The sequence below is a fragment of the Pseudomonas vranovensis genome (assembly GCF_040438935.1).
GTDB classification, from domain to species: domain Bacteria; phylum Pseudomonadota; class Gammaproteobacteria; order Pseudomonadales; family Pseudomonadaceae; genus Aquipseudomonas; species Aquipseudomonas vranovensis.
The window spans coordinates 865,875-889,369 of record NZ_CP159259.1 but is presented as its reverse complement, the minus strand read 5'-3'; the positions used below and the strand labels follow the sequence as shown (position 1 = coordinate 889,369).

General features: G+C 63.7%; 18 protein-coding genes and 1 pseudogene. 8 read left to right on the top strand and 11 right to left on the bottom strand.

Features of this window, described 5'->3' with window-relative positions; translation table 11 throughout:
- Positions 1-3: 3 nt before the first annotated feature.
- From ABVN19_RS04190 to ABVN19_RS04155, 8 genes and pseudogenes are all read left to right on the top strand, one after another.
- Positions 4-948, top strand: a complete 945-nt coding sequence (locus ABVN19_RS04190; protein WP_028945858.1) for a DUF58 domain-containing protein — start codon at positions 4-6, stop codon at positions 946-948.
- Positions 945-1,440 (top strand): annotated as a pseudogene (locus ABVN19_RS04185) (DUF4381 domain-containing protein). The gene ABVN19_RS04190 and the pseudogene ABVN19_RS04185 overlap by 4 nt, the downstream one beginning before the upstream one ends.
- Positions 1,433-2,533, top strand: a complete 1,101-nt coding sequence (locus ABVN19_RS04180) for a VWA domain-containing protein (RefSeq protein ID WP_028945856.1) — start codon at positions 1,433-1,435, stop codon at positions 2,531-2,533. Before ABVN19_RS04185 ends, ABVN19_RS04180 begins: the two are co-directional and overlap by 8 nt.
- Positions 2,530-4,254 carry a tetratricopeptide repeat protein gene (locus ABVN19_RS04175; RefSeq protein WP_105642320.1) on the top strand — a complete coding sequence of 575 codons (1,725 nt, stop codon included), beginning with the start codon at positions 2,530-2,532 and terminating at the stop codon, positions 4,252-4,254. The genes ABVN19_RS04180 and ABVN19_RS04175 overlap by 4 nt, the downstream gene beginning before the upstream one ends.
- Positions 4,251-5,876, top strand: coding sequence for a BatD family protein (locus ABVN19_RS04170; protein ID WP_028945854.1), 1,626 nt, complete (start codon positions 4,251-4,253; stop codon positions 5,874-5,876). The genes ABVN19_RS04175 and ABVN19_RS04170 overlap by 4 nt, the downstream gene beginning before the upstream one ends.
- Positions 5,877-5,927: 51 nt before the next feature.
- The gene (locus tag ABVN19_RS04165; protein ID WP_105642321.1) at positions 5,928-7,169 is read left to right on the top strand and encodes an exonuclease SbcCD subunit D C-terminal domain-containing protein; all 1,242 of its coding nucleotides are present in this window, start codon (positions 5,928-5,930) and stop codon (positions 7,167-7,169) included.
- Positions 7,166-10,813, top strand: a complete 3,648-nt coding sequence (locus ABVN19_RS04160) for an AAA family ATPase (protein WP_105642322.1) — start codon at positions 7,166-7,168, stop codon at positions 10,811-10,813. Before ABVN19_RS04165 ends, ABVN19_RS04160 begins: the two co-directional genes overlap by 4 nt.
- Positions 10,810-11,403 (top strand): glutathione S-transferase, encoded by a 594-nt coding sequence (locus tag ABVN19_RS04155; RefSeq protein WP_105642323.1) that lies wholly within the window; start codon positions 10,810-10,812, stop codon positions 11,401-11,403. Before ABVN19_RS04160 ends, ABVN19_RS04155 begins: the two co-directional genes overlap by 4 nt.
- A 68-nt stretch (positions 11,404-11,471) precedes the next feature.
- On the opposite strand, the gene ABVN19_RS04150 is transcribed toward ABVN19_RS04155, so the two are convergent.
- The 11 genes from ABVN19_RS04150 to ABVN19_RS04100 form a co-directional block, all read right to left on the bottom strand.
- A complete protein-coding gene (locus ABVN19_RS04150) occupies positions 11,472-11,651 on the bottom strand; it encodes a hypothetical protein (protein WP_105642324.1) in 180 nt (59 codons plus the stop codon).
- Between the two features lie 121 nt (positions 11,652-11,772).
- The gene (locus tag ABVN19_RS04145; protein WP_028945851.1) at positions 11,773-12,912 is read right to left on the bottom strand and encodes a lactonase family protein; all 1,140 of its coding nucleotides are present in this window, start codon (positions 12,910-12,912) and stop codon (positions 11,773-11,775) included.
- Positions 12,878-13,168, bottom strand: coding sequence for a DUF5629 family protein (locus ABVN19_RS04140; protein WP_028945850.1), 291 nt, complete (start codon positions 13,166-13,168; stop codon positions 12,878-12,880). The genes ABVN19_RS04145 and ABVN19_RS04140 overlap by 35 nt, the downstream gene beginning before the upstream one ends.
- 106 nt (positions 13,169-13,274) lie before the next feature.
- The gene (locus tag ABVN19_RS04135) at positions 13,275-15,680 is read right to left on the bottom strand and encodes an RND family transporter (RefSeq protein ID WP_051270713.1); all 2,406 of its coding nucleotides are present in this window, start codon (positions 15,678-15,680) and stop codon (positions 13,275-13,277) included.
- Positions 15,677-16,723 (bottom strand): YCF48-related protein, encoded by a 1,047-nt coding sequence (locus tag ABVN19_RS04130; RefSeq protein ID WP_051270712.1) that lies wholly within the window; start codon positions 16,721-16,723, stop codon positions 15,677-15,679. Before ABVN19_RS04130 ends, ABVN19_RS04135 begins: the two co-directional genes overlap by 4 nt.
- 219 nt (positions 16,724-16,942) lie before the next feature.
- The gene (gene pepN / locus ABVN19_RS04125; RefSeq protein ID WP_028945847.1) at positions 16,943-19,600 is read right to left on the bottom strand and encodes an aminopeptidase N; all 2,658 of its coding nucleotides are present in this window, start codon (positions 19,598-19,600) and stop codon (positions 16,943-16,945) included.
- Positions 19,601-19,612: 12 nt separating this feature from the next.
- Entirely contained in the window at positions 19,613-20,443 is an 831-nt protein-coding gene (locus tag ABVN19_RS04120; protein ID WP_028945846.1) for a DUF2797 domain-containing protein, read from the bottom strand.
- The gene (locus ABVN19_RS04115; RefSeq protein WP_028945845.1) at positions 20,440-20,700 is read right to left on the bottom strand and encodes a DUF1315 family protein; all 261 of its coding nucleotides are present in this window, start codon (positions 20,698-20,700) and stop codon (positions 20,440-20,442) included. The genes ABVN19_RS04120 and ABVN19_RS04115 overlap by 4 nt, the downstream gene beginning before the upstream one ends.
- Positions 20,701-20,713: 13 nt before the next feature.
- On the bottom strand, positions 20,714-21,586 hold the full coding sequence (locus ABVN19_RS04110) for a rhomboid family intramembrane serine protease (RefSeq protein WP_105642325.1): 873 nt from the start codon (positions 21,584-21,586) through the stop codon (positions 20,714-20,716).
- Positions 21,583-22,554, bottom strand: a complete 972-nt coding sequence (locus ABVN19_RS04105; protein WP_028945843.1) for a metallophosphoesterase — start codon at positions 22,552-22,554, stop codon at positions 21,583-21,585. Before ABVN19_RS04105 ends, ABVN19_RS04110 begins: the two co-directional genes overlap by 4 nt.
- Positions 22,554-23,444, bottom strand: a complete 891-nt coding sequence (locus tag ABVN19_RS04100; protein ID WP_028945842.1) for an NAD(+) kinase — start codon at positions 23,442-23,444, stop codon at positions 22,554-22,556. The genes ABVN19_RS04105 and ABVN19_RS04100 overlap by 1 nt, the downstream gene beginning before the upstream one ends.
- Positions 23,445-23,495: the final 51 nt, after the last annotated feature.

Here is a 23,495-nt window from a genome sequence, read left to right as displayed (position 1 = left end):
CCCATGCCCGATCGCCTGCTGGCCGCGCCCGGAATCCGTATCAGCCTCGCCGAGCTGATCGATATGCGTCATCGCGTACGCGAAGTGCAGTTGTTCTCCCGGCCCGGCCAGCGCAGCCCGCTGGTGGGCCTGCACCACTCCAAATTGCGTGGCCGCGGGGTCGATTTCGACCAGGTCCGGGTCTACCAGGCCGGCGACGATGTGCGCAACATCGACTGGCGGGTGACTGCACGCACCCAGGAGCCACACACCAAGCTGTTTCACGAAGAACGCGAGCGGCCGATTTTCATTCTGGTGGAGCAGAGCCAGCGCCTGTTCTTCGGTTCGGGGTTGATGTTCAAGTCGGTGCTTGCCGCGCAGGCCGCTGCCCTGATCGGCTGGGCCGCCCTGGGCCACAACGACCGTATTGGCGGCCTGGTGTTCGGCGACAACGAGCACTATGAAATCAAGCCCCGGCGCAGCAAGCAGAGCCTGCTGCAACTGCTCAACCGCCTGGCCCGGGTCAACCAGTCGCTGCACACCGAGGCCCAGCCCCAGGCCGACAGCCTGGGCCTTGCCCTGCGCCGCGCCCGCGAGGTGCTGCGCCCGGGAAGTCTGGCAATCATCATCTGCGACGAACGCGCCCTGAGCCCGACCGTGGAGCAACAATTGAGCCTGCTGGCCCGTCACTGCGACCTGCTCCTCCTGCCGCTGTCCGACCCTCTGGACCACGCGCTGCCTGCTGCCGGCCTGCTGCGTTTTGCCCAGCACGGAGCCCAGCTTGAGCTCGACACCCTCGACCCCACCTTGCGCAAGAGCTACCGTCAACAGAGCGACGCACGCATCGAGCGCTGGGAACTGCTGGCGCAAAAACTGCGGGTGGTGCTGATGCCCTTGAGCACTCAAAGCGAAATGATCGAACAACTGCGCGAATATTTGAACGCGCAACGACCGGGGAAAGCCCAGTGAACTCACTGGAGCAACTGCAACCGCTGATCGCCCCACCTCCTGTTGGCTGGTGGCCCTTGGCGCCGGGATGGTGGCTGTTGCTGGCGTTGCTGCCGCTGCTGGCCTGGGGCCTGTGGCGCTTTCGCCACTGGCGCCTGGGCAAAAAACCCATCGTGCGCGCCGAACTGCCACTGGACCCGATCCGCGTCGAAGCCCTGGCCGAGCTTGCCCGCCTGCCCAAACCCTACGACGGCGAACCGGCCGGCGCCTGGCTGCAGCAGATCAACGCCCTGCTCAAGCGCCTGTGCCGCAACCATTACCCCGGAAGCCACAGCCATACCCTCAACGGTCGTCAGTGGCTGGCCTTTCTCGACAACCGCTGCCCGGCCGCCGGCGCTGACCCGCTGGATGGTGCTGGTAGAAGGCGCCTACAAGCCCGAGTGCAAGCTCGACGACAAGGCCATTGCCGGGCTCAACCAAGCGGTCGAAACATGGATCCGCAAACATGTTTGAATTGGCCTGGCCGTGGATCTTCGCGCTGTTCCCGCTGCCTTGGCTGGCGCGCCTGCTGCTGCCTGCCGCCGACAGTGGCGAGCCGGTACTCAAAATCAGCTTTCTCGACGAACTCGAAGGCCTGGCCGGGCGCCGGGCGCGCCTGAACCTGCCAACCTGGCGCCAGCAGGCTCCCTTCGTGCTGGTCTGGCTGTTGCTGCTGTTCGCCGCCGCCCGCCCACAGTGGCTGGGTGAGCCCTTGCCGGTGGCCGCCAGCGGTCGCGACCTGCTGGTGGCGGTGGATGTCTCCGGTTCGATGGACTTTCCCGACATGCACTGGCAGGGCGACGAAGTCAGCCGCCTGAGCCTGGTCAAGGCCTTGCTCGGCGATTTTCTTGAAGAGCGCCAGGGTGACCGCGTGGGCCTGATCCTGTTCGGCAGCCAGGCTTACCTGCAGGCCCCGCTGACGTTCGATCGCCACACCGTGCGCACCTTCCTCGATGAAGCGCAAATCGGCATCGCCGGGAAAAACACGGCCATCGGCGATGCCATTGGCCTTGCCCTCAAGCGCCTGCGCCAACGCCCGGCCCAGAGCCGCGTGCTGGTGCTGGTGACCGATGGCGCCAACAACGGCGGGCAGATACACCCGCTGACCGCCGCGCGCCTGGCCGCCCAGGAGAACGTCCGCATCTACACCATCGGCATCGGCGCCGACCCGGAAGCGTCCGGCACGGGGGGCCTGCTCGGTATCAACCCAAGCCTCGACCTGGACGAAGCCTCCCTGCGCGAAATCGCCGAACAAACCGGTGGCACCTACTTCCGTGCCCGTGACGGTGAAGAACTGCAGGCCATCGACAATGCCCTGGACCGCCTGGAGCCTGTGGCCCAGCAGCCCACCCAGGCACGTACCGCCCAGGCGCTGTACAGCTGGCCCCTGGCCCTGGCCTTGTGGCTCAGCCTGTTGCTGGTGATGCGCGAGCAATGGCCCGATAACCTGCTGCAACGGCTACTGCAACGTCTGTCGCAGCGCCTGGCGCGTCGACCGGGCTTTCTCGCCCCGCACCCGCAATGGCGCGAGCGGCTCAAACGCCTGCGCCTGAGGAGACGCCGATGATTGACCTCTGGCCGCAATGGTTGCGCCCTGCCTGGCTGATCGTGGTGCCGCTGCTCGCCTGGCTGCTGTGGAAACTCTGGCACCGGCAAAAACGCGCCGGTCGCTGGCAGATGATCCTGCCACCCAGCTTCCATGCCGTATTGCTCGGCGGTGGTACTGGCCGCGCCAGCAAATTGCCGTGGATTGCCCTGGGCCTGGCCTGGCTGCTCACCGTTCTGGCACTGCTGGGCCCCAGCTGGCAGCGCCTGGAAGAAACCCGGCAGCGCCCGGCCGACCCACTGGTGATCCTGCTGGAGCTGACCCCGCAGATGCTCGCCGAGGATGCCCAGCCCAGCCGCCTGGAACAAGCCCGGCGCAAGATCCTCGATGTGCTCGAACATCGTCGCGATAGCCAGACCGCCATTATTGTCTATGCCGGCAGCGCCCATACGCTGGTACCGCTATCGGACGACCTGGCAACCAGCCGCAACCTGCTCGAAGCCCTCACCCCATCGATCATGCCCCAGGCCGGCCAGCGCGCCGATCTGGCTGTACGCAAGGGGCTGACCCTGCTGGCCCAGGCAGGCCTGGGCCAGGGCCGCCTGCTGCTGGTGGGATCATCCTTGAGCGCCCGGGAGCGCGAAGGGATCAGCCAGGCCCTCGGACGACAGGGCCCCAGCCTGCTGATGCTGGGGATTGGCAGCGCCGAGGGCGCTCCGGTCAAACAGGCCAACGGTGAATTCCTCAAGGATGATCAGGGCGGCATCCTCATGCCCCGCCTGGACAGCGCCAGCCTGCGATCATTTATCAACAGCACCGGTGGGCGCTACCGCAGCGCCCGTATCGATGACCTGGACCTGCGCGGCCTGCGCCTGTTCGACACCCCAAAACGCCTGCGTGACGATGGCCAGACCCTGCAACTGGACAGCTGGGCCGACCAGGGCTATTGGCTGTTGCTGCCACTGCTTCTGCTCGCTGCCTGCGCCGGGCGCCGCGGCTGGTTGTTCTGCCTGCCGCTTTTACTGGTGCTCCCCCAGCCGAGCCATGCCTTCGAGTTCAATGACCTGTGGCTGCGGCCCGACCAGCAAGGCCAGCGGCTGCTCGAACAACAGCGCCCAGCCGAAGCCGCCGAGCACTTCGAGGACCGCCAATGGAAAGGCCTGGCCCTGTATGAAGCGGGCGACTTCAATGGCGCGGCCCGCCTCTTCGCCCAGGGCAGCAGCGCCGCCGACCATTACAATCGCGGTAACGCCCTGGCCCGCAGCGGTGAGCTGGAGGCCGCCGTCGACGCCTATGAACAGGCGCTTGAGCGTCAACCGGAACTGCAGGCCGCACTGAGCAACAAAGCGTTGGTCGAACGCCTGATGCAGGAGCGCCAGGCCGAAAAGCCCAAGCAGCCTCCCCAGGACACGGAGCAGAGCACGCCCGAAGCCCAGGCAGATAACGCCAGCAGCGCACAGAACAACCAGGCCCCGGCCAGCGAGAGGCCTGCGCAACAGCCCAGCGACGCCGACAAGGAGGCCGACAGCGCCGCCGAACAGGCGCAGAACCTGGCCAGCAATGGCGATGGCGATGACGAACAAACCACCCAGCCGCCCAAACGGCCGCTGGACAGCACCCTGGATGCCGAACAGCGCCAGGCCCTGGAACAATGGCTGCGGCAGATCCCGGACAACCCGTCCGAGCTGTTGCGGCGCAAATTCTGGTACGAACAGCAACAGCATCAGGAACCCCATCAATGAGTCGCGTCTGCGTCTTTGTGCTCGGCCTCTTTCTTTGCCTGCAGGTACAGGCCGCGGCGTTGCTTGCCACGGTCGACCGCACCCGCCTGAACGCGGGCGAAACCCTGGAGCTGACCCTGCAGACCCAGGATGTGACCCAATTCGGCAAGCCCGACCTGAGCCCCCTGGACGCCAGCTTCGAAGTGCGCGGCACCCGCCAGGTCAACAGCCTCAACAGCCTTGACGATCAGGCAGGCGGTACCCGCTGGATCATCACCCTGCTGCCGCGCCAGAGCGGCAGCGTGGAGGTCCCGGCGCTGCAGATCGGTGATCTGCGCAGTGAGCCGATCAGCCTGCAGGTGCTGGTTGAAGCGGCCAACAATGAAAACCACGGCCCGGTATTCATCGACGCCAGCCTCGACCAGCCTGAAGTCTATGTACAGGCCCAGGCCGTACTGACCCTGAGCATCTATCACTCGGTGCCCCTGTACGACGACAGCAGCCTGAGCCCCTTGCAACTGGCCGACGCCAAGGTCGAACCGCTGGGTGAATCACGCACCTTCGAGAAAGACATCGACGGGGTACGCCATGGCGTGATTGAAATGCGCTACGCAATCTACCCGCAGCACAGCGGCGACCTGAAGATCCCCGCCTTGACCTTCAGCGCCACCGCCGCCCAGACCGATGCCGAACAGGAGCTGAACGCCCCCCGGGCCGGCAAACAGGTGCATGTGAGTTCTTCGGCACTGGTGCTCACGGTCAATCCGATCCCTTCCGACTACCCGGCCAACGCCCCTTGGCTGCCGACCAGCAACCTGAGCCTGGAGGAACACTGGAGCCCGGATCCGGCCCAGCAACAGACCCAGATCGGCGACTCTCTGACCCGTACCGTGATTGTCCAGGCCGAGGGCTTGTCCAGCGCCCAACTGCCGCCGCTGCCGGCTACCGAAGTGGTCGGCCTGCGCCGCTACCCCGACCAGCCGCAATTGCGCAACCAGGTCAACGACCGTGGCCTGCTCGGTATCCGCGAAGAACGCGAAGCCCTGGTGCCGACCCACGCCGGCAGCCTCGAATTGCCGGCCCAGGAAGTGTTCTGGTGGAATACCCGCGAAGACCACCTGGAGCACAGCAGCCTGCCGGCGCGCAGCCTGCAGATCCAGGACAACCCGGCCCTGAGCGCTGACAAGCCAGCCAGCACTGATCCCCTGAGCACCAGCGGGTACCCGCTGTGGCCGTGGCAACTGAGCACCTTTATCCTGGCCCTGACCACCCTGCTGGGCTTTGCCCTCTGGTGGCGGGCGCGCTCGCAGCCAGCGGTGTTACGCGCCGCGCAGACCGGCCCGAGCCCGCGCACCTTGCTGGACGATCTCAAGCGCGCCTGCCAGGCCAACGACCCCCAGGCCACTCGCCAGGCCCTGGATGCCTGGGCACGCCAGCAACCGGAAACCCTGGCCGAAATGGCCGCCCGCTTCGTGCCACTGTCCGATGCACTGGACGGTCTGAACGGTGCCCTCTACAGCGAAACCGGGCAGTATTGGCAGGGTGATGAACTCTGGCGTGCCATCGGCACCATACCGGCGGCCGAACAGATCCAGCCGGCCGCAAGCGACAACGGCAGCCTGCCGCCGCTCTACCCCAAATAACCTTCAGGCGCAGCCCCCCGGGCGCTGTGCCGGCAATCTGCGGAACCCCTCATGCGTCTGTTTCACACCTCCGACTGGCACCTGGGACAAACCCTGCATGGCCAGGAACGCGATTTCGAACACGCCTGCTTTCTCGACTGGCTGCTCGGCCAGCTCAAGCTGCGCCAGCCCGATGCCCTGTTGATCGCCGGTGACATCTTCGACACGGTCAACCCGCCGGTCAAAGCCCAGGAGCGTCTCTACGACTTCATCGTCCAGGCCCACGAACAGCAACCCAAGCTGAACATCGTGATGATTGCCGGCAACCATGACTCCGGCTCGCGCATCGAGCTGCCGGCACCGCTGATGCGGCGCCTGCGCACCCACGCTCTGGGCCGGGTGCAGTGGCTCGACGAAGGCGTTCTCGACAGCGACCGCCTGTTGATCCCACTGACCAACGCCCGCGGCAAGGTCGCCGCCTGGTGCCTGGCCCTGCCCTTTCTGCGCCCGGCCGAAGTGACCGGCGCCCACCTGGGCGACGATTACCTGCGCGGTATCCGTCAAGTACACGAGCGCTTGATCGATGCCGCGCTGGAGCGACGCAAGCCGGGCCAGGCACTGATCGCCGTCAGCCACGCGCACATGGCCGGCGGCTCGATCTCGGAGGACTCCGAACGCAGCCTGATCATCGGCAACGCCGAGGCCTTGCCTGCCAGCCTGTTCAGCAAGGACATCAGCTACGTGGCCCTGGGACACCTGCACAAGCCGCAACGGGTCAACCGCGAAGAGCGTATCCGCTACAGCGGCTCGCCGATCCCGCTGTCGTTTTCCGAGATTGGCTATCAGCACCAGATCCTCGAGATCGAACTGGACGGCGCCAGCCTGGCCAGCGTCGAGTCGCGCCTGGTACCGCGGGCGGTGCATTTGCAGCGCCTGGGCCCAGCGCCTCTGACCGAAATCCTCGAACAACTGGCCGGCTTGCCGGTGGTCGACCTGCTCGAAGACCCGCAGCGCCAGCCGTGGCTGGAGATTCGGGTGCAACTGGACGAGCCGCAGCCCGACCTGCGCCAGCAACTGGAAACCGCCCTGCAGGGTAGAGCCGTACGCCTGGTGCGCATCGGCGCTGAATATGCGGGTAACCGCGCAGGCGAGGACCTCGATGAAGCCGCGCTGGTGGAGCTGGGCCAGATGACCCCGCACGAGCTGTTCAGCCGCGCCTGGGCCCAGGCCTACGGCAGCGCCGTGGACGAACAGACCCTGGCCGATTTCGCCCTGTTGCTGCAGGACGTCCAGCACGAGGAGCAGCAGCCATGAAGATTCTTGCCATCCGCCTGAAGAACCTGGCCTCCCTGGCCGGCCCCTTCGAAATCGACTTTACCGCCGAGCCCTTGGCCAGTGCCGGCCTGTTCGCCATCACCGGCCCTACCGGCGCCGGCAAGAGCACCTTGCTCGATGCCCTGTGCCTGGCACTGTTCGGCGCGGTACCGCGGCTGAGCAACATCGGCCGCGAAACCAAGCTGCCGGAAGTCGACAGCGACATCCTCACCAGTGACCCGCGCACCCTGTTGCGCCGCGGTACCGGCAGCGGCTTTGCCGAAGTCGACTTCGTCGGCATCGACGGGCGCCGCTACCGTGCCCGTTGGGAAGCCAACCGCGCTCGCGATAAAGCCAATGGCAAACTGCAGGGCAGCCGCCAGAGCCTGCACGACCTGGACAGCGACCAACTGCTGAGCAACCAGAGCAAGGCTGAGTACAAACAGCTGATCGAGTCGCGCCTGGGGCTGAACTTCGAACAGTTCACTCGCGCCGTGATGCTGGCCCAGAGCGAGTTCAGCGCCTTCCTCAAGGCCGACGACAAAGACCGTAGCGAGCTGCTGGAAAAACTCACCAACACGGCGATCTACAGCCAGCTGGGGCGCCGCGCCTACAGCAAGAGCAAGGAAGCCGAGGAAGCCCACAAGGCCCTGCAGGGCCAGGCCGCCGGCGTCATGCCGATGACGCCCGAAGCCCGTGCCGATCTCGACCAGCGCTATAACCTGGCGGTGGAACAACTCAAGGGTGAACAGGCGCAACTGCGCCAGCTCGAACTGCAACGGGCGTGGATGACCGAGTTGCTGCAGTTGCAGGCCCAGGTACAAAACAGCAGCGAGCAACTGCACAGTGCCCGGCAGCACAGCGACAGCCTGCACGGCGAGCGCCTGAACCTGAAGCGCCTGGAGCACCTGGCGCCGCAGCGGCATCAGTTCGCCCGCCAGCAGGCGCTCGACAGCCAACTGTCACCCCTGGCTGCCAGCATCAGTGCCCAGCAGGTGCAGCACGACGCGTTGCTTACCCACCAGCAGCAGTTGCAGCAGCAACAGGTCGACGCCCAGCAGGCGCTGGCACAAGCGTTGGCTCGGCAGAGTGAAAGCGCCCCGTTGCTGCGCCAGGCCTTTGCCGAACAGAACACCCTGGCGCGCCTGTCCCAGGAACTGAGCAACTGCCAACACCTCAAGCAGCAGGCGGAGCTTGCTTGCAGCGAGGGCCAGCAGCAGCTGGACAACGTGCTCGAACAACAACGACTGACCGAGCAACGCCTTGGCCAGATCAGCGAGCAACTGGCCCAAAGCGCTTCTCTGGCAAGCCTGGGCGATGCCTGGAACGCCTATCGCGATCGCCTGCAACAACTGATGCAACTGGGCAACCGACTGAGCCAGGGGAGTGCAGAACTGCCCAGCCTGCAGGACCGGGCCACGCAAGCCAGCGCTGCGCTGGAGCAACAGCGCGCCGCCATCGCCCTGCTCTATCACGAAGCCCAGGCCGAGCCCGATGCCCTGGCCGAACAAGTCGGACTGCTTGGCGAACTGCTGCAGAAAAACCGCCAGCAGCAACGCCAGGTGGAAGCACTCAGCCGTCTCTGGGCCCAACAGCAGGACCTGGATCAGCGCCTCACCGGCCTGCGCGAACGCCAGCAGGCTGCCCTCAAGCAACGCGAGCAACTGATCAGCGAAGGCCTCAGCGGCAAGACCCGGCTGACCGCCGCAGAGCAGGCGCTTGACGTCACCCGGCAACTGCTGGAGCGCCAGCGCCTGGCTCGCAGCCAGAGCGTCGAGGAATTGCGCGCACAATTGCAGGATGACCAGCCCTGCCCGGTGTGCGGCAGCCAGGAGCACCCCTACCATCAACCTGAAGCCTTGCTGCAGAGCCTGGGACGGCATGACCAGGACGAAGAGCGCAACGCCCAGCAGGAAGTCGATGCGCTGAAACAGCAGCTCGACGAGCTGCGTACGCAACTGGGCGGCGTCAACGGCCAGATCAAGGAGTACCTGCACCAGCAGGAGCAACTGGCCGAGCAACAACAGGCTCTGGCGCCCGCCCTGCAGGCCCATGAACTCTTCCCTGTGCTCTGCGAGCAAGACCTCAGCCAGCGTACAGGCTGGCTGGAACTGCAGGCACGGCGCCTGAACGACGATATCAGCCGCGACGAGCAACGCCAGAACATCCTGCTGACCTTGCAAAAAGACGCCGCTCGCCTGCAGCAACAACTGCACGCTGCATCCGAAGCCTGCCAGCAGGCCAATCAGCAACTGAGCCATCAACAACAGGCCCTGGCTGCCGATCAGGAACGCCTGGAGCAAGACCTGGGCAGTTTCGCCAACGTACTGCCAGCCGATATTCTCGACGACCTGCGCCAGGCACCGGCCGCGACCTTCCTGCGCCTGGACCAGCAACTGGCCCTGCGCCTGGACCAGCTGCAACGGCAAAAGGATGAACAGCAAGAGTTCGGCGAGCGCCAGCAGACCTTGGACAAAGCACAGCTTCAGCAGCAGGCACGCGTGCAGAGGCAACAGGAACTGCAGCAGCAGTACGTCGAACTTGAACGCCAGCAACATGCCAGCCAGGCAAGCCTGACCACCCTGATCGGCGAGCAACCCAGTGCCGAGCAGTGGCAACAGCACCTGGAACACGCCGTGGAACAGGCCCGCCACCTCGACGCCCAGGCTGCCCGCCAATTGCAGGATACCCAGGCACAGCTGATCGAGCTGGCCGCCCGGATCAAGGCCAACGAGGAACGCCTGAACACGCTGGAGCAGGAAGGCAATGAAGTCCGCGCGCAGATCGAGCAGTGGCGTCGGGCACATCCCGAGCTCGATGACAGTGGTCTAGAGCAACTGCTGGCGCTCGACGACAATGCCGTCGCCCACTTGCGCCAGCGCCTGCAGGACAGCGACAAAGTCCTGGAGCAAGCGCAGATCCTGCTCAAGGAGCGCCAGCAACGCCTGGAACAACATCAGGCCCTGGCCACGCCCGAACTGCCGACCGAGGCGCTGGAACAGGCGGTTGAAAGCCTGCAAGGCCAGCTTGCGATCAGCGAACAAACCTGCGCCGAGCTGCGCGCCGAACAAGCCGACGATCAACGTCGGCAACAGGCCAACCAGGCCCTGGCCGAGCAAATCGCCCGGGCTTATGCCGAGTGGCAGCGCTGGGCACGGCTCAACGCCCTGATCGGCTCGGCCACCGGCGATACCTTCCGCAAGATCGCCCAGGGCTACAACCTCGACCTGCTGGTACACCACGCCAACGCCCAACTTCGCCAACTGGCCCGCCGCTATCGCCTCAAGCGGGGCGGCAGCCTGCTCGGCCTGTTGGTAATGGACACCGAAATGGGTGACGAACTGCGCTCGGTACATTCGCTGTCTGGCGGCGAGACCTTCCTGGTGTCCCTTGCCCTGGCCTTGGGCCTGGCATCGATGGCGTCGAGCACCCTGCGCATCGAATCGCTGTTTATCGACGAAGGCTTTGGCAGTCTGGACCCGGAGTCCCTGCAACTGGCCATGGATGCCCTGGATGGCCTGCAGGCCCAGGGCCGCAAGGTCGCGGTGATTTCCCACGTGCAGGAGATGCATGAGCGCATTCCAGTGCAGATCCAGGTGCGACGCCAGGGCAACGGCCTGAGCAGTGTGGAGGTCAGCGGATGATCCTGTATTCGTTTCGCCGCTGCCCGTGGGCTATGCGCGCGCGCCTGGCGCTGCGCTATGCCGAGTGCCCGGTGGAGGTTGTCGAAGTAAGCCTGAAGGCCAAGCCTGCCGAACTGCTGGTGCTTTCGCCCAAGGGTACGGTGCCGGTATTGGATACGGGTGAAGGCGTGCTCGATGAGAGCCTTGAGATCATGCGCTGGGCGTTGACCCGGCATGACCCGCAAGACTGGTTGCTGCGTAGCGACCCTGAGGCGGCGCAGGCGACCGATGCGTTGATTGTGCGTAACGACCGCGACTTCAAGCTTCAGGTGAACCTGTACAAGTACGCCGAGCGTTACCCGGAACACTCGCGTGAACACTATCGCCAACAGGCTGAGGGCTGGCTGGTGGAGCTGGAAGCGCTACTGGCACAGCACACGTATCTGTTCGCCGAACATCCGAGCCTGGCGGACGCTGCATTGATGCCGTTGATGCGTCAGTTTGCCGGGGTCGAGCCGCAGTGGTTCGCCGAGGCGCCCTACCCGCGCCTGCGTGCCTGGCTGCAAGGGTGGTTGGAGTCGGCGTTGTTCAAGGCGGTTATGGCTAAGTAGGCAGATTGATCACGGGGCAAGCCCGCTCCCACAGATCCAGTGGGAGCGGCCTTGCCCCGTGATCAACTTCAATGCTGCGACTTAGGGTCCAGCGCCGCATAGAAGTGAGCACTTTGCTGCAGGTACTTCTGGGTGTAGCTGGGAGTGGAGGATGTGCGCTCGCTGATTTCAACCTGAGCGTGGGCAGGCAGTACAACCGAAGCAGAAATGGCAGAAGCGGCGATGACCGGGAAGATGTTGAAGTTCATGGCGCGGACCTCGAAGTCTGTGGTTTGAAGTGGCCGTCTCGGGCCTTGGTCCAAACTTACGCCGCTGACGCGGCGCACAGAAATTCATTGCAGCAGTAGCCATTATCAAGGCGGTTGATAGTCAGTCGACAAACTTCAGGTCGGACGGCGCAGCCTGGGGCAGTTTCTGTACGGTTTCACCGAGCATGCCGCTGCGTGGGTCGCGGCGGATCACCACGATCTCGTTGCTCTTCTGGTTGGCCACCAACAGGAACTTGCCCGACGGGTCGAGGGTGAACTCGCGGGGGTGGTCGCCCTCCACGCCGCGCTGTTGCACCTTCATCAGTTTGCCGCTGTCGTCATCCACGGCGAACACCACAATCTCGTTGGCCGTACCACGGTTGCTGACGTACAGGAATCGCCCGTCGGCCGACAGGTGCAAGGCACCCGCCGCCTTCGCGGCGGCATCGCTCTGCTCGGTCAATGGCAGGCGCTGGCGTTCGGTCAGTTTGCCGTCGTTGTGTTCGAAGACCACCACCTGGGCGCTCATCTCCAGTGTCAGGTAGGCCTGTTTGCCATCGCTGCTGAACGCCAGGTGACGCGGCCCGCTGCCGGGCGGCAGGTCAACCGAAGGCGGTTCGGCCGGGCTCAGCGGATGCTTGGGGCTGGCCCCGTCGTAGCGGTAGATGAACACCTTGTCGGCGCCCAGGTCGCTGGCGAAGACAAAATGCCCGTCGGGGGACGACACCACCGAGTGTACATGCGGCCCGGCCTGGCGCTGCGGATTGGCGCCGCTGGCCTTGTGGCGGTCCTGCTGTACCGACGCCTGCAACTTGCCGGCCTTGTCCACTGGCAGCACGCTCAGGCTGCCGCCAGGCGTGGGCTGCACGCCGTAGTTGGCGACGAACAGGTAGCGTTGGTCGTGACTGAGGCTGGCGTGGGTTGGCTCGTCGCCGGCGCTGCTGACCTGGCTCAATGGCTTCAGGGTGCCGTCTTTGGCGCTGACGGAAAAACTGCTGGCCTGGCCCTTGCCATCACCGTTCTCGTTGACCGCGAACAGCAGGCGCTTGTCCACCGACAGGGCCAACCAGGAAGGGTTTTCGCTTTTGAGCACCTGCAACGGCGTTTCGCCGATCAGGCCACTGACGCTGCTGAAGGCATAACGGTACAACCCCTCACTGGCACCATCGGTGTAGCTGCCCACCAGCAACTGCGCGCTGTGGGCGGTGGCACATACACTCATGGCACTAGCGATCAGCAGGGTCGTCAGCTGGCGTTTCATCGTCATCCTCGTCCGGTGCGCGAAAGGCACTCATACAGACTAGTCGATGCTCGCTGGCGTCGGCAGCGATCAGCCAGTCCTGGCCGTCGGCACGGGCGGCGGCGATCTGCTCAGGGGTGAAGGACCACTTCTTCAGGGCACGGCCATCCATGCTTTCGATGTGCAGGCCGGTGTCGTCGAAGGTGAAGTCAAAGGCGTGCAAGCCGTCGACCAGGAGCATGTCGCAGGTTTGCAGGGCTTGGGAAAGGGTTGTCATTGCGTGGGTATCATCGAGGGGTAAAGCGGCATGATACCTGAAAGCATCGCGGGGCAAGCCCGCTCCTGCAGTTCCCTGCAGGAGCGGGCTTGCCCCGCGCTATCACTCAGTGAGCAAAAATCGACTTGCTCTCCTGACCCGCCATTTTCTCCGGCTTGATGAGGAACCGTGCCAGCGCCGGCAGCAGCCACAGCGCACCGAACATGTTCCACAGCAGCATGAAGGTCAGCATCAGGCCCATGTCGGCCTGGAACTTGATGGCCGAGAAGATCCAGGTGCATACACCGATGGCCAGGCACAGGCCGGTGAACAGCACGGCCTTGCCGGTGGACTTGAGCGTCTGGTAGTAGGCTTCCTGCAACGGCAGGCCAGCACGCAGGAAGCTCTCCAGGCGGCTGTAGATGTAGATACCGTAGTCCACACCAATACCCACGCCCAGCGCCACCACCGGCAAGGTCGCCACCTTCACGCCAATGCCCATGAAGGCCATCAGGGCGTTGCCCAGCACCGAGGTCAGTACCAGGGGCAGGACAATACACAAGGTCGCCGCGAACGAGCGGAAGGTGATCATGCACATCACCGCCACGCAGATGTACACCAGGATCAGGATGGTCAGCTCGGCCGACTTGATCACTTCGTTGGTGGCCGCCTCGATCCCGGCGTTACCCGCGGCCAGCAGGAACTCCAGACCGTCCTTGTTGTGGGTGTCGGCAAACTCTTTCACCGCATTGACCGCACGGTCCAGGGTCTCGGCCTTGTGGTCGTTGAGGAACACCAGCACCGGTGCCAGCGAACAGTCGGCGTTGTACAGGCCGTCGGCACGGGCAATGGAGCTGTTGAGCACGTCCGGGTTGCGCGACAGGCTTTCCCATTTCAGGTTGCCCTCGTTCATGCCCTTGATCATCTGCTTGGACACCGTCACCAGCGAGATGGCCGACTGCACGCCCGGGGTGTTCTCCATCTTCCACATCAGCTCGTCTATCGGCGCCATGGTGGAATACACCGAGCAGCCTTCCGACGGCGTCTTGACCATCACTACCAACACGTCGGAGCTGGTCGAGTAATTGTCGATGATGAAGCTGTTGTCCTTGTTGTAGCGCGAGTCCGGGCGCAGCTCCGGCGCCCCCTGGTCGAGGTCGCCGATCTTCAGATTCTGGCTGTACCAGAGGCCGCCACCGAAAGCCAGCAAGGCCAGGACGATGGACACCGGCGCCACCTTGGCGCTGGCGAAGTTGGACAGCAGGCGCCAGAACGGGTGTTCGCGAGTTGCGTCCTTCTTGCTGCGCTCGATGGCTTTCTTGCTGATGCCGACATAGGAGATCGCCACCGGCAGCAGGATCAGGTTGGTGAACACGATCACCGCAACACCGATGGACGCGCCGATGGCCAGCTCGCGGATCACACCGATGTCGATGATCAACAGGGTGATGAAGCCCACGGCGTCGGCCAGAATGGCGATCATCCCCGGTAGGAACAGCTGGCGGAATGTTCGCCGTGCGGCGGTCAGCGCGTTGTCGGCATCGCTCGATTGCAGGGCAATACCGTTGATCTTCTGCACACCATGGGAAATACCGATGGCGAAGATCAGGAACGGCACCAGCATCGAATACGGATCGAGTCCGAACCCTACCGCGTGCATCAGCCCCAGCTGCCAGACCACTGCCACCAGGGTGGTGATCAGCACCGCGATGGTGCTGCGAATGCACCAGGTGAACCAGTACAACAGCACCCAGGTGATCACCAGGGCGATACCGAAGAACATCACCACCATGATCAAGCCATCGATCAGGTCACCGACCTTCTTGGCAAAACCGACGATGTGTACCTTCACATTGGGGTTCTGGGCCTGGAACTTGTCGCGGATCTTTTCTTCAAGCTGGTGGGAGAACTGCTGGTAATCGAGCTTGATCAGCTTGCCCTGGTCCTGCGGGTCTGGATAGGACTCCAGCAGCGGCACATCGATGATGCTCGACTTGAAGTTGTTGGCCACCAGGCGCCCGACCTGGCCCGACTTGAGCACGTTGTTGCGCAACAGGTCGAGGCTGTCGGCCGAACCGTCGTAGGTGTTGGGGATGACCTCGCCGCCGGCGAAGCCCTCTTCGGTCACTTCGGTCCAGCGAACGCTGGGGCTCCACAGCGACTTCAGCCCGGAACGGTCGACACCGGGAATATAGAAGACCTCGTCGTGGATCTGACGCAGGGTCTCCATGTACTCCTTGCTGAAGATATCGCCATCGGTAGCCTCGACCGAGATGCGCACGGTGTTGCCGAGGTTGGCCAGGTCGTTACGGTGTTCGAGCATCTTCTCGATGAAGGGATGCTCGAGCGGGATCATTTTCTCGAAACTGGTCGATGGACGAATCTGCGTGGCCTGCCAGAACAGGAACACACTGACCAGCAGGCAGATAAGAATCACCACCGGGCGGTTGTTGAAGATCAGGCGCTCAAGGAGCGTCGCCTTGTCCTGATGGTGTTGCTGCTGGTTCATGTTGAACTGCTCCTGACTGGTCATGGCTGCACTCCTTCGGCGCCCTGGGCCGAAGCCAGGTGCACGCCACCCTGGCCGACAAGGATCAGGCCTTCGCCGTTACGACCGCTGACACCCGCCAGGGCGATGCGGTCAGCGCGGTTGAAGACGCTGAAGGTCTGGCCGTCGTCGCTGCTGCGCAGGACGGTGCCGCCATTACCGACCAATACCAGGTTGCCATCATCGAGAAGCGTAGCGCTTGCCAGGCCAAATTCGAGGGCCCCGCGCGCGGCTTTCAGTTCGACTTGCTGCCAGCTGTCGCCAAAATCGGTGGAGCGGTAGAGGTTGCCACGCAGCCCATAGGCCAGCAGCGTGCGTGACTGGGCGGTGCCGATCACGCCGAACAGCGAGCCCTCATAGGGACCTTCGAGCTTCTGCCAGGTCTGGCCGTCGTCGCTGGAACGGAACATGCTGCCCTGTTCGCCAACGATGAACAGGCCTGCGTCCTTGACTGCAGCGATACCGTTGAGGTGCAACTGGTCTTCGTTGTCCAGACGTTCACCGACCTCGTTCCACTGCTGGCCACCGTCGGTGGTCTCCAGCAGCGCACCGTAGGCGCCCACGGCAAAGCCATGCTGGGCGTCCTTGAACCAGACATCCAGCAACGGCGCTTCACGCTTGAGGTCTTCGAATTGTTTGGTCCAGGTCACACCACCATCGCTGCTGGCGAGGATCTGTGCGTCATGGCCGACCGCCCAGCCGTGCTTGTCGTCGACAAAATAAACGGCGGTGAGCAGTTGCCGGGTCGGCACCTTGGACTGGGTCCAGGACTTGCCCTGGTCATCGGAGAAGAGAATATGGCCGCGATCGCCGACAGCGATCAGGCGTGGGCCGGCTTGGGTCACGTCAAGCAACAGGCTCTTTTCGGCCTTGGCCGATTCGGTGGAGTAGACCTTCGGTTCGGAAGCAGACGCCTCCACCGTACTGGCCCACATTCCCATTGCCATCACCAGCAACCCGCTGGCGGCCAATGCCCATGGGCGTGCGCGCAAAGCGCCGCCGGTACCTGCCAAATAAGGCTCGGTCATAGATCTGTCCCCCGATTATTGTTATTTGGGTCAATCTATTTGCAGGTACTGCCAAAAACCGTGTTCCAGAGCCCCGCAATAGCTGGGAGCCATCCTATCGGGGTTTGCGAAGGGCTGACAACGAACGGGACGTTATCTTTTGTTAAGCAGGAAATGCATCGCGGGGCAAGCCCGCTCCTACAGGGCTTGCAGGAGCGGGATTGCCCCGCGATGAGTGCATCAGGCCAGGCTTTTGCTTACAACTTCATAGACATCGCTGGACAGCGAACCGGACGCCAGAATGCGCTCCAGCTCGCCCTTCATCAGGGCCTGGCGAGCACTGTCGTACTTGCGCCAGCGAGTCAGCGGCGCCAGCTGGCGCGAGGCGATCTGCGGGTTGAGGGCATTGAGCTCGATCACCAGGTCCGCCAGGAAGCGATAGCCAGAGCCGTCTGCCGCATGGAAGTTGACCAGGTTCTGGCCGGCAAAGGCGCCGACCAGGGCACGGACCTTGTTCGGATTCTTCATCGTGAACGCTGGATGCTGCATCAGCGCCTTGACCCGTACCAGACCACCCGGGAGGGTGCTGGCGGCCTGCACGCTGAACCACTGGTCCATGACCAGCGGATTGTCCTTGAAGTTCTCGGCAAAGACGTCCAGCGCCTTGGCCCGTTCGGCTTCGAACGGCGAGTTGACCAGCACGGCCAGCGCGGTCAGACGCTCGGTCATGTTGTCACAGGCGTCGAACTGCTCCAGCGTCGCGGTCAGCACCTCGGCCTTGCCGCTGAGCATCAGGTACGACAAGGCGATGTTCTGCAGGCTGCGGCGGGCAAAATGCTCGGCTTCGGCCACGTACTCGGTGCCTCGCGATATGCCGCGGTTGGCCTGGTAGCGAGCATCGAGGGCATCGAACAACTGGTCGGCGATCTGCTTGCGGGCGAACTCGCGGGCGGCGTGGATGGCATCGACATCGGCCACTTCGCTGATTTCGGTGAGATAGGCTTCGCTCGGCAGCGAGAGCATCTCGGCAACCATGGCCTGATCGAGCTGCTCATTGGCCAGCACTGCACCCAACGCGGTGACCAGGCGCTGGTCGAGCACCAGGGCGCTACCCTGCTGGTGCTGGACGATCAGCTCCTGGAGCACCTGTACCGACAATTGTTGCCCGGCTTCCCAACGATTGAAGCCATCACTGTCGTGTTGCATCAGGAACATCAACTGGTCGCGATCATACGGGAAGCTGAGTTTGACCGGCGCGCTGAAGCCACGCAGCAGTGACGGCAGCGGCTTGGCCGCAACATCGACGAAGGTGAAGGTCTGCTCGGCCTCGGTCACCTGCAGCACGCGCGAGGTACCCGCCGCCGTCGCTTCGCCTTGCAGGCGCAGGGCGATGTCGTTGCCCTGGGCGTCGAGCAGGCCCAGTTCGACCGGAATCACAAACGGCTTTTTCTCGACCTTGTCCGGGGTGGCCGGGCAGCTCTGGCGGAAAGTCAGGCTGTAGGTCTGGGCCGCGCTGTCGTACGCCTCGCTTACCGCGAGGCGCGGCGTACCCGCCTGGCTGTACCAGCGCTTGAACTGGGTCAGGTCGACGCCGTTGGCATCTTCCATGGCCTTGATGAAGTCGTCGCAGGTCACGGCCTGGCCGTCATGACGCTCGAAATACAGGTCGCTGCCTTTGCGGAAACCTTCGGCGCCCAGCAGCGTGCGGACCATGCGTACCACTTCCGAACCTTTCTCGTAGACGGTCAAGGTGTAGAAGTTGGAAATCTCGATGAAGCTGTCCGGGCGTACCGCGTGAGCCATCGGACCGGCATCCTCGGCAAACTGGTGGGTACGCAGGTAGGCAACGTCTTCGATGCGCTTGACCGTGCGCGAGTTCATGTCGGCGCTGAACTCCGAGTCACGGAACACCGTGAAGCCTTCCTTGAGCGAAAGCTGGAACCAGTCGCGGCAGGTCACGCGGTTGCCCGACCAGTTGTGGAAATACTCGTGGGCAACCACAGCCTCGACCCGCTGGTGGGCAGCGTCGGTGGCGGTTTCGGCACGGGCCAGAACGCAACTGGAGTTGAAGATGTTCAGGCCCTTGTTTTCCATGGCGCCCATATTGAAGTCGTTGACCGCCACGATCATGAAGATGTCGAGGTCGTATTCGCGGCCATAGACTTCTTCGTCCCAGCGCATGGACTTTTTCAGGCTGGTCATGGCGTGCTGGCACTTGTCGATGTTTTCCGGCTCGACATAGATGCGCAGGGTCACGTCGCGACCCGACTGGCGGGTGAACTTGTCTTCGACGCACCACAGGTCACCGGCCACCAGCGCGAACAGGTAGGCCGGTTTCATGAACGGGTCTTCCCAGGTCGCCCAATGCCGGCCATCGTCCTGCGGACCGCTGCCGACCGGGTTGCCGTTGGACAGCAGTACCGGGTAGCGATGCTGTTCGGCGATCACCGTGGTGGTGAACGTGCTCATCACATCCGGGCGGTCGAGGTAGTAGGTGATCTTGCGAAAGCCCTCGGCCTCGCACTGGGTGCAGAACATGCTGCCGGACTTGTACAGACCTTCCAGTGCAGTGTTGCTCTCGGGGTGGATCTTCACGCTGGTGTCGAGGGTGAAGGTCGCAGCCTTTGGCTGCACCGTCAGGTGGCTGTCATCGAGCTGGTAGTCGCCAGCGCTCAAGGCCTGGTCATCCAGGGCCACACTCAACAGTTCCAGTTGCTGGCCATCCAGTACCAACGGCGGCAAGCCGGTACCGCGGGCGGGGTTGCGGCGCATGACCAGCTGCGCGTGGACCAGGCTGTGGTCCTCGAACAGTTCAAAGGTCAGGTGCGTCTCGTCGATCAGGTACTCGGGCGCCTGATAGTCCTTGAGGTAGATCACTTGCGGCTGTTCGGTACGCATGTGGCGGTCCTTTTACTGATGCACGGCGAGCTGGTACGCCGTGTACTTGCGGATGTTGATCACGCCGGTGTCGAAGATCAGGTACTGGCCCTTGATGCCCAGCAGCGTGCCTTCAGCCACGGGATTCTTGTCCAGGTTGAAGCTGACGATCTTGCTCGGATAGGCCTCGACCGGGTAGCGGATTTCCAGCACTTCGCCGTCGTTGAGCGGCTGGATGGCCTGCAGGCCGAAACGCCCCTGCAGGGCACTGAGACCTTCGGCGCAGCTGGCGAACAGTTGCGCGCGCACCGCCAGCAGGTCGACCGCCTCGGCATCGCCTTTGAGCAAGGCTCGCCAGTTGGTGCGGTCGGCCACCTGGCTCCGAAACAGGTCTTCGACCAGTCCCGACTGCTGGCGGGTAGCAACGCGCACGATCGGCAGGGCCTGACTGGCACCCTGGTCGAGCCAGCGGGTAGGCAGCTGGCTGGCACGGGTGATGCCGACCTTGATGCCCGAGGAGTTTGCCAGGTAGACCACATGATCGGTCATGCAGAACTGCTCGCCCCAGCCGGGTTCGCGGCAGGTGCCCTGGTCGTAGTGGCATTTTTCCGGTGCCATGATGCAGACATCGCACTGCGCCAGCTTGGTCATGCACGGGTAGCAATAACCCTGGCTGAAGCTGGTCTTGGTCTTGCGACCGCAGTGGGTGCAATGGATGGCCCCGAGGTATTCCAGGCGCAGGGTCTTGCCGATCAGGGGATTGACCGGCACTTCCTGCTCGCCCAGACGAAAAGCGTACTGCACCACAGGCGCGTCGAGACGCGCCGACATTTTACTGATGGAGCCGCGGCCAAGTTCGATCAATGGATCGCATCCGACTTGAACAGGATGTTCGGCACGGGTGCCGACTTCGATGCGCATTCCTGCGGGCCCATGTAGCCGGTGCGCTGTTCTTCGGGCAGGTTCTGGATTTCCCAGGCGATCACTGCCTGCAGCGAGAGCTCTTTCTGTTCGGTGGTGAGCTTGCGCCCGTCCGCCCATTTACCCAGTTCCACGGCCAGTTTCAGGCTTTCGTAGATTTCCGGCGTGATGTTTTCGATCATTTGCGCAAAAGTGGACATAGCGTCTCCCAAATCAAGCCGTCAGTTTACGCCGGGCCAGCGCCCCGCCCAAGAGCCCGCTCAGGCAACCGACCAACAACCCACCGACGTGGGCGGCGTTGGCAATCTGGCCAAAGCCGAGCAGGCTGACCAGCCCGGACAGGCACAAGAGCAGCCAGGCCAGCATCATCACCAGCACCCCACGCGGCATGCGGTATACCGGGTTGGGTGCCAACCACTGGTACAGCCAGACATGCCCGAGCAATCCGTAGAGCACCCCGGAAAGGCCGCCAAACAGGCTCGGCCCACCGAACAGGTACTGCGCGGCATTGGATACCAGGCTGAACAGCAGGGTCAGGCTCAGCAGCGACCAGGGTCCCTGGCGCAGCTCGATTCGCCGCCCCAGCTCCCAGTACCACAAGGCATTCATGGCTAGGTGAAGGATGCCGAAGTGCACCAGCATCGGTGTGAATAGCCGCCACCACTGGCCGTCGGCAAGGCTTGTCGGCAGCGGCGTGAAGTACAGGTACTCGCCTTGCACGCGAAAATCGAGAAAGGTCAGCCAGCTCAGGGTGGCGAAATTGTCGCCAAGCCCCGTGAGGCCGGCGACGATCAGGCACAACAGCAACACCGCGGCGGTGGCCTTGCTCGCTCGCAGTTGCTCGCCAAAGCCCGGGCGGGCCGGTGGCGCGAGCATGGCGCCGGCAGGCGGCTCGAAGTCCGCGTTGCCCTCGGGAAAGCGCTGGTACAGTTCGCGTACATCCTCGGCCAGGTTTTCCGCCACCCACAACACCTGGTCACCGCCCTCCTCGCTGACCCGGTGCGGTACCTGCAGGCGCCGCAGCAGGCCGACAAAACCGCTCAGGTCGGTGTTCAAGGGCATGCGCAATACCACCACTGCACTCATTGGCTGGCCTCCGGCCGGTCCACATCGACCCACACGAACTTGCGCGGGTCTATTCGGGTTTCATCGTCGAGTCGATACGCGACCAGCTTGCCGTACAACACCGCGCTGTAGTCCAGGCAGGCCAGGTTGGAGCGGATCGGTGCCGGCTTGCCGCTACGCCAGTAGTGCCCGACGAACAGCATCGGCTCGTCCTCGCCGTAGCGCAGCAAGGCGTTCTTCTGGCTGTGGCTCAAGGGCGTGCTGGCGACCTTTTCCGGCAATGCGTCGGGCTGGAAGACAATGTCGCCGTAGGTCTGCGGGTCTTCTTCCCAGAACTTGGTGCGGAAGAAGGCCCGTGTCAGGCCGTCGCCGCCGGTCAGGGTCAAACCATCCGGCAGGCGCATGTCGGTGCCGCGCAGCAAGCGATTGCAGACCATCGAGGCAAAGCTGTCCGACACCCCGGATGCCTGGATGAAGTGTTCATCGATGCGGCCATCGGCATATTGCTGGCGCAATGGCTCGATCAGCCGTGGGTCCCAACAGGCGTGGACCAGGCGGAACCGGCCGGCATCGATGAACAGCGGCAGTTCGTAGAACCATTCGAGAAAATCATGCCAGTCGCCCGGATGTTGCTCGAACTGGGTCAAGGTTTCGTAGATCAGGCGGCCGTGGCGCGGGGTGTGCTCGCGAACAAACTGTTTGCCACTTTCAGGCAAGGCCGGGGTGTTCCAGCCCAGGGCGTTGTACTCATGATTGCCCATGATGCAGTAGGCCTGGCCAGCATCGACCATGTCATGGACGATGTGCAGCGCCTCGCGGATCCGCGGGCCCCGGTCGATGATATCGCCGAGGAACAGCGCCTGGCGCTGGGCATGGCGCCAGACGCCGCCCTGGCGCTTGTAGCCAAGGGCATCGAGCAGGCGTTCGAGGGTGTGTGCACAGCCGTGCACATCACCAATCAGGTCGTAACTACGGGCTGGATCGAGCATCACTCGCCTCCACCACCCAGGCGGCTGCCCCAACCGAGTTTGGTCCGGCATACCTCGTAGTAATTGTGATCCAGCGGGTGAATCAGGCGCAGTTTCTGCGGTTTCTTGTTCACCGTGATGGTGTCGCCCGGGGCGCAGGTGAAGTGGTTCTGGCCGTCACAGGAAATCTGCGGGTAGATCTGCAGGTCCTTGGACACCACGATCTTCAGCTCGCTGTTGCCGTCGACCACGATCGGCCGGCCAGACAAGGTATGCGGGTACATCGGCACGATGACGATGGCGTCGAGCTTGGGGTGCATGATCGGACCGCCCGCCGACAGCGCGTAGGCGGTCGAGCCGGTCGGCGTGGCGACGATCAGGCCGTCGGCCTTCTGGCTGCAGACGAACTGGCCGTCGATGTAGATCTCGAACTCGATCATGCGCGTCGATTTGCCCGGGTGCAGCACCACATCGTTGAGCGCATCGCCCTGGCCGATGGCTTCGGCGTGACGACGAACCTCGGCCTGGAGCAGAAAGCGGTTTTCCACCAGGTAATGGCCGTCGAGCACCTCGGCGACTTTTACCTCCAGCTCGTCAGGGCGGATATCGGTGAGAAAGCCCAGGCTGCCGCGGTTGATACCCAGCACCGGGGTGTTGTGCTTGGCCAGGGCACGGGCGGCGCCGAGCAGGCTGCCGTCGCCGCCTACCACGATGACCAGGTCGCAGACCTCACCCAGCAACTTGCGCGAGGACGTCTGCAGGCCGTGGCCGGGCAGGACTTCGGCGATGGTGTCCTCGAGGATCACGTGCAGATGCCGCTGCAGCAGGAATTTTTTCAGTCGGCGAATGGTATCGAGCACCTGGGAGCTGCCGAGGCGGCCGATGATACCGATATTGCGAAATTGCTCCATGGGGCTCCTGCTAGGCGCTACGGCGGGTAAAGAGGCGAAGTTCGCCAAAGA

Excerpts from the sequence above, each read along its gene's own strand:
- ABVN19_RS04170 (WP_028945854.1), top strand. The coding sequence starts at position 4,251 with ATGAGTCGCGTCTGCGTCTTTGTGCTCGGCCTCTTTCTTTGCCTGCAG.
- ABVN19_RS04115 (WP_028945845.1), bottom strand. The coding sequence starts at position 20,700 with ATGTCCACTTTTGCGCAAATGATCGAAAACATCACGCCGGAAATCTAC.
- ABVN19_RS04105 (WP_028945843.1), bottom strand. The coding sequence starts at position 22,554 with ATGCTCGATCCAGCCCGTAGTTACGACCTGATTGGTGATGTGCACGGC.
- ABVN19_RS04165 (WP_105642321.1), top strand. The coding sequence starts at position 5,928 with ATGCGTCTGTTTCACACCTCCGACTGGCACCTGGGACAAACCCTGCAT.
- ABVN19_RS04140 (WP_028945850.1), bottom strand. The coding sequence starts at position 13,168 with ATGACAACCCTTTCCCAAGCCCTGCAAACCTGCGACATGCTCCTGGTC.
- ABVN19_RS04160 (WP_105642322.1), top strand. The coding sequence starts at position 7,166 with ATGAAGATTCTTGCCATCCGCCTGAAGAACCTGGCCTCCCTGGCCGGC.
- ABVN19_RS04150 (WP_105642324.1), bottom strand. The coding sequence starts at position 11,651 with ATGAACTTCAACATCTTCCCGGTCATCGCCGCTTCTGCCATTTCTGCT.
- ABVN19_RS04180 (WP_028945856.1), top strand. The coding sequence starts at position 1,433 with ATGTTTGAATTGGCCTGGCCGTGGATCTTCGCGCTGTTCCCGCTGCCT.
- ABVN19_RS04130 (WP_051270712.1), bottom strand. The coding sequence starts at position 16,723 with ATGACCGAGCCTTATTTGGCAGGTACCGGCGGCGCTTTGCGCGCACGC.
- ABVN19_RS04190 (WP_028945858.1), top strand. The coding sequence starts at position 4 with ATGCCCGATCGCCTGCTGGCCGCGCCCGGAATCCGTATCAGCCTCGCC.
- ABVN19_RS04110 (WP_105642325.1), bottom strand. The coding sequence starts at position 21,586 with ATGAGTGCAGTGGTGGTATTGCGCATGCCCTTGAACACCGACCTGAGC.
- ABVN19_RS04175 (WP_105642320.1), top strand. The coding sequence starts at position 2,530 with ATGATTGACCTCTGGCCGCAATGGTTGCGCCCTGCCTGGCTGATCGTG.
- ABVN19_RS04145 (WP_028945851.1), bottom strand. The coding sequence starts at position 12,912 with ATGAAACGCCAGCTGACGACCCTGCTGATCGCTAGTGCCATGAGTGTA.
- ABVN19_RS04135 (WP_051270713.1), bottom strand. The coding sequence starts at position 15,680 with ATGACCAGTCAGGAGCAGTTCAACATGAACCAGCAGCAACACCATCAG.
- ABVN19_RS04155 (WP_105642323.1), top strand. The coding sequence starts at position 10,810 with ATGATCCTGTATTCGTTTCGCCGCTGCCCGTGGGCTATGCGCGCGCGC.
- ABVN19_RS04100 (WP_028945842.1), bottom strand. The coding sequence starts at position 23,444 with ATGGAGCAATTTCGCAATATCGGTATCATCGGCCGCCTCGGCAGCTCC.
- pepN (WP_028945847.1), bottom strand. The coding sequence starts at position 19,600 with ATGCGTACCGAACAGCCGCAAGTGATCTACCTCAAGGACTATCAGGCG.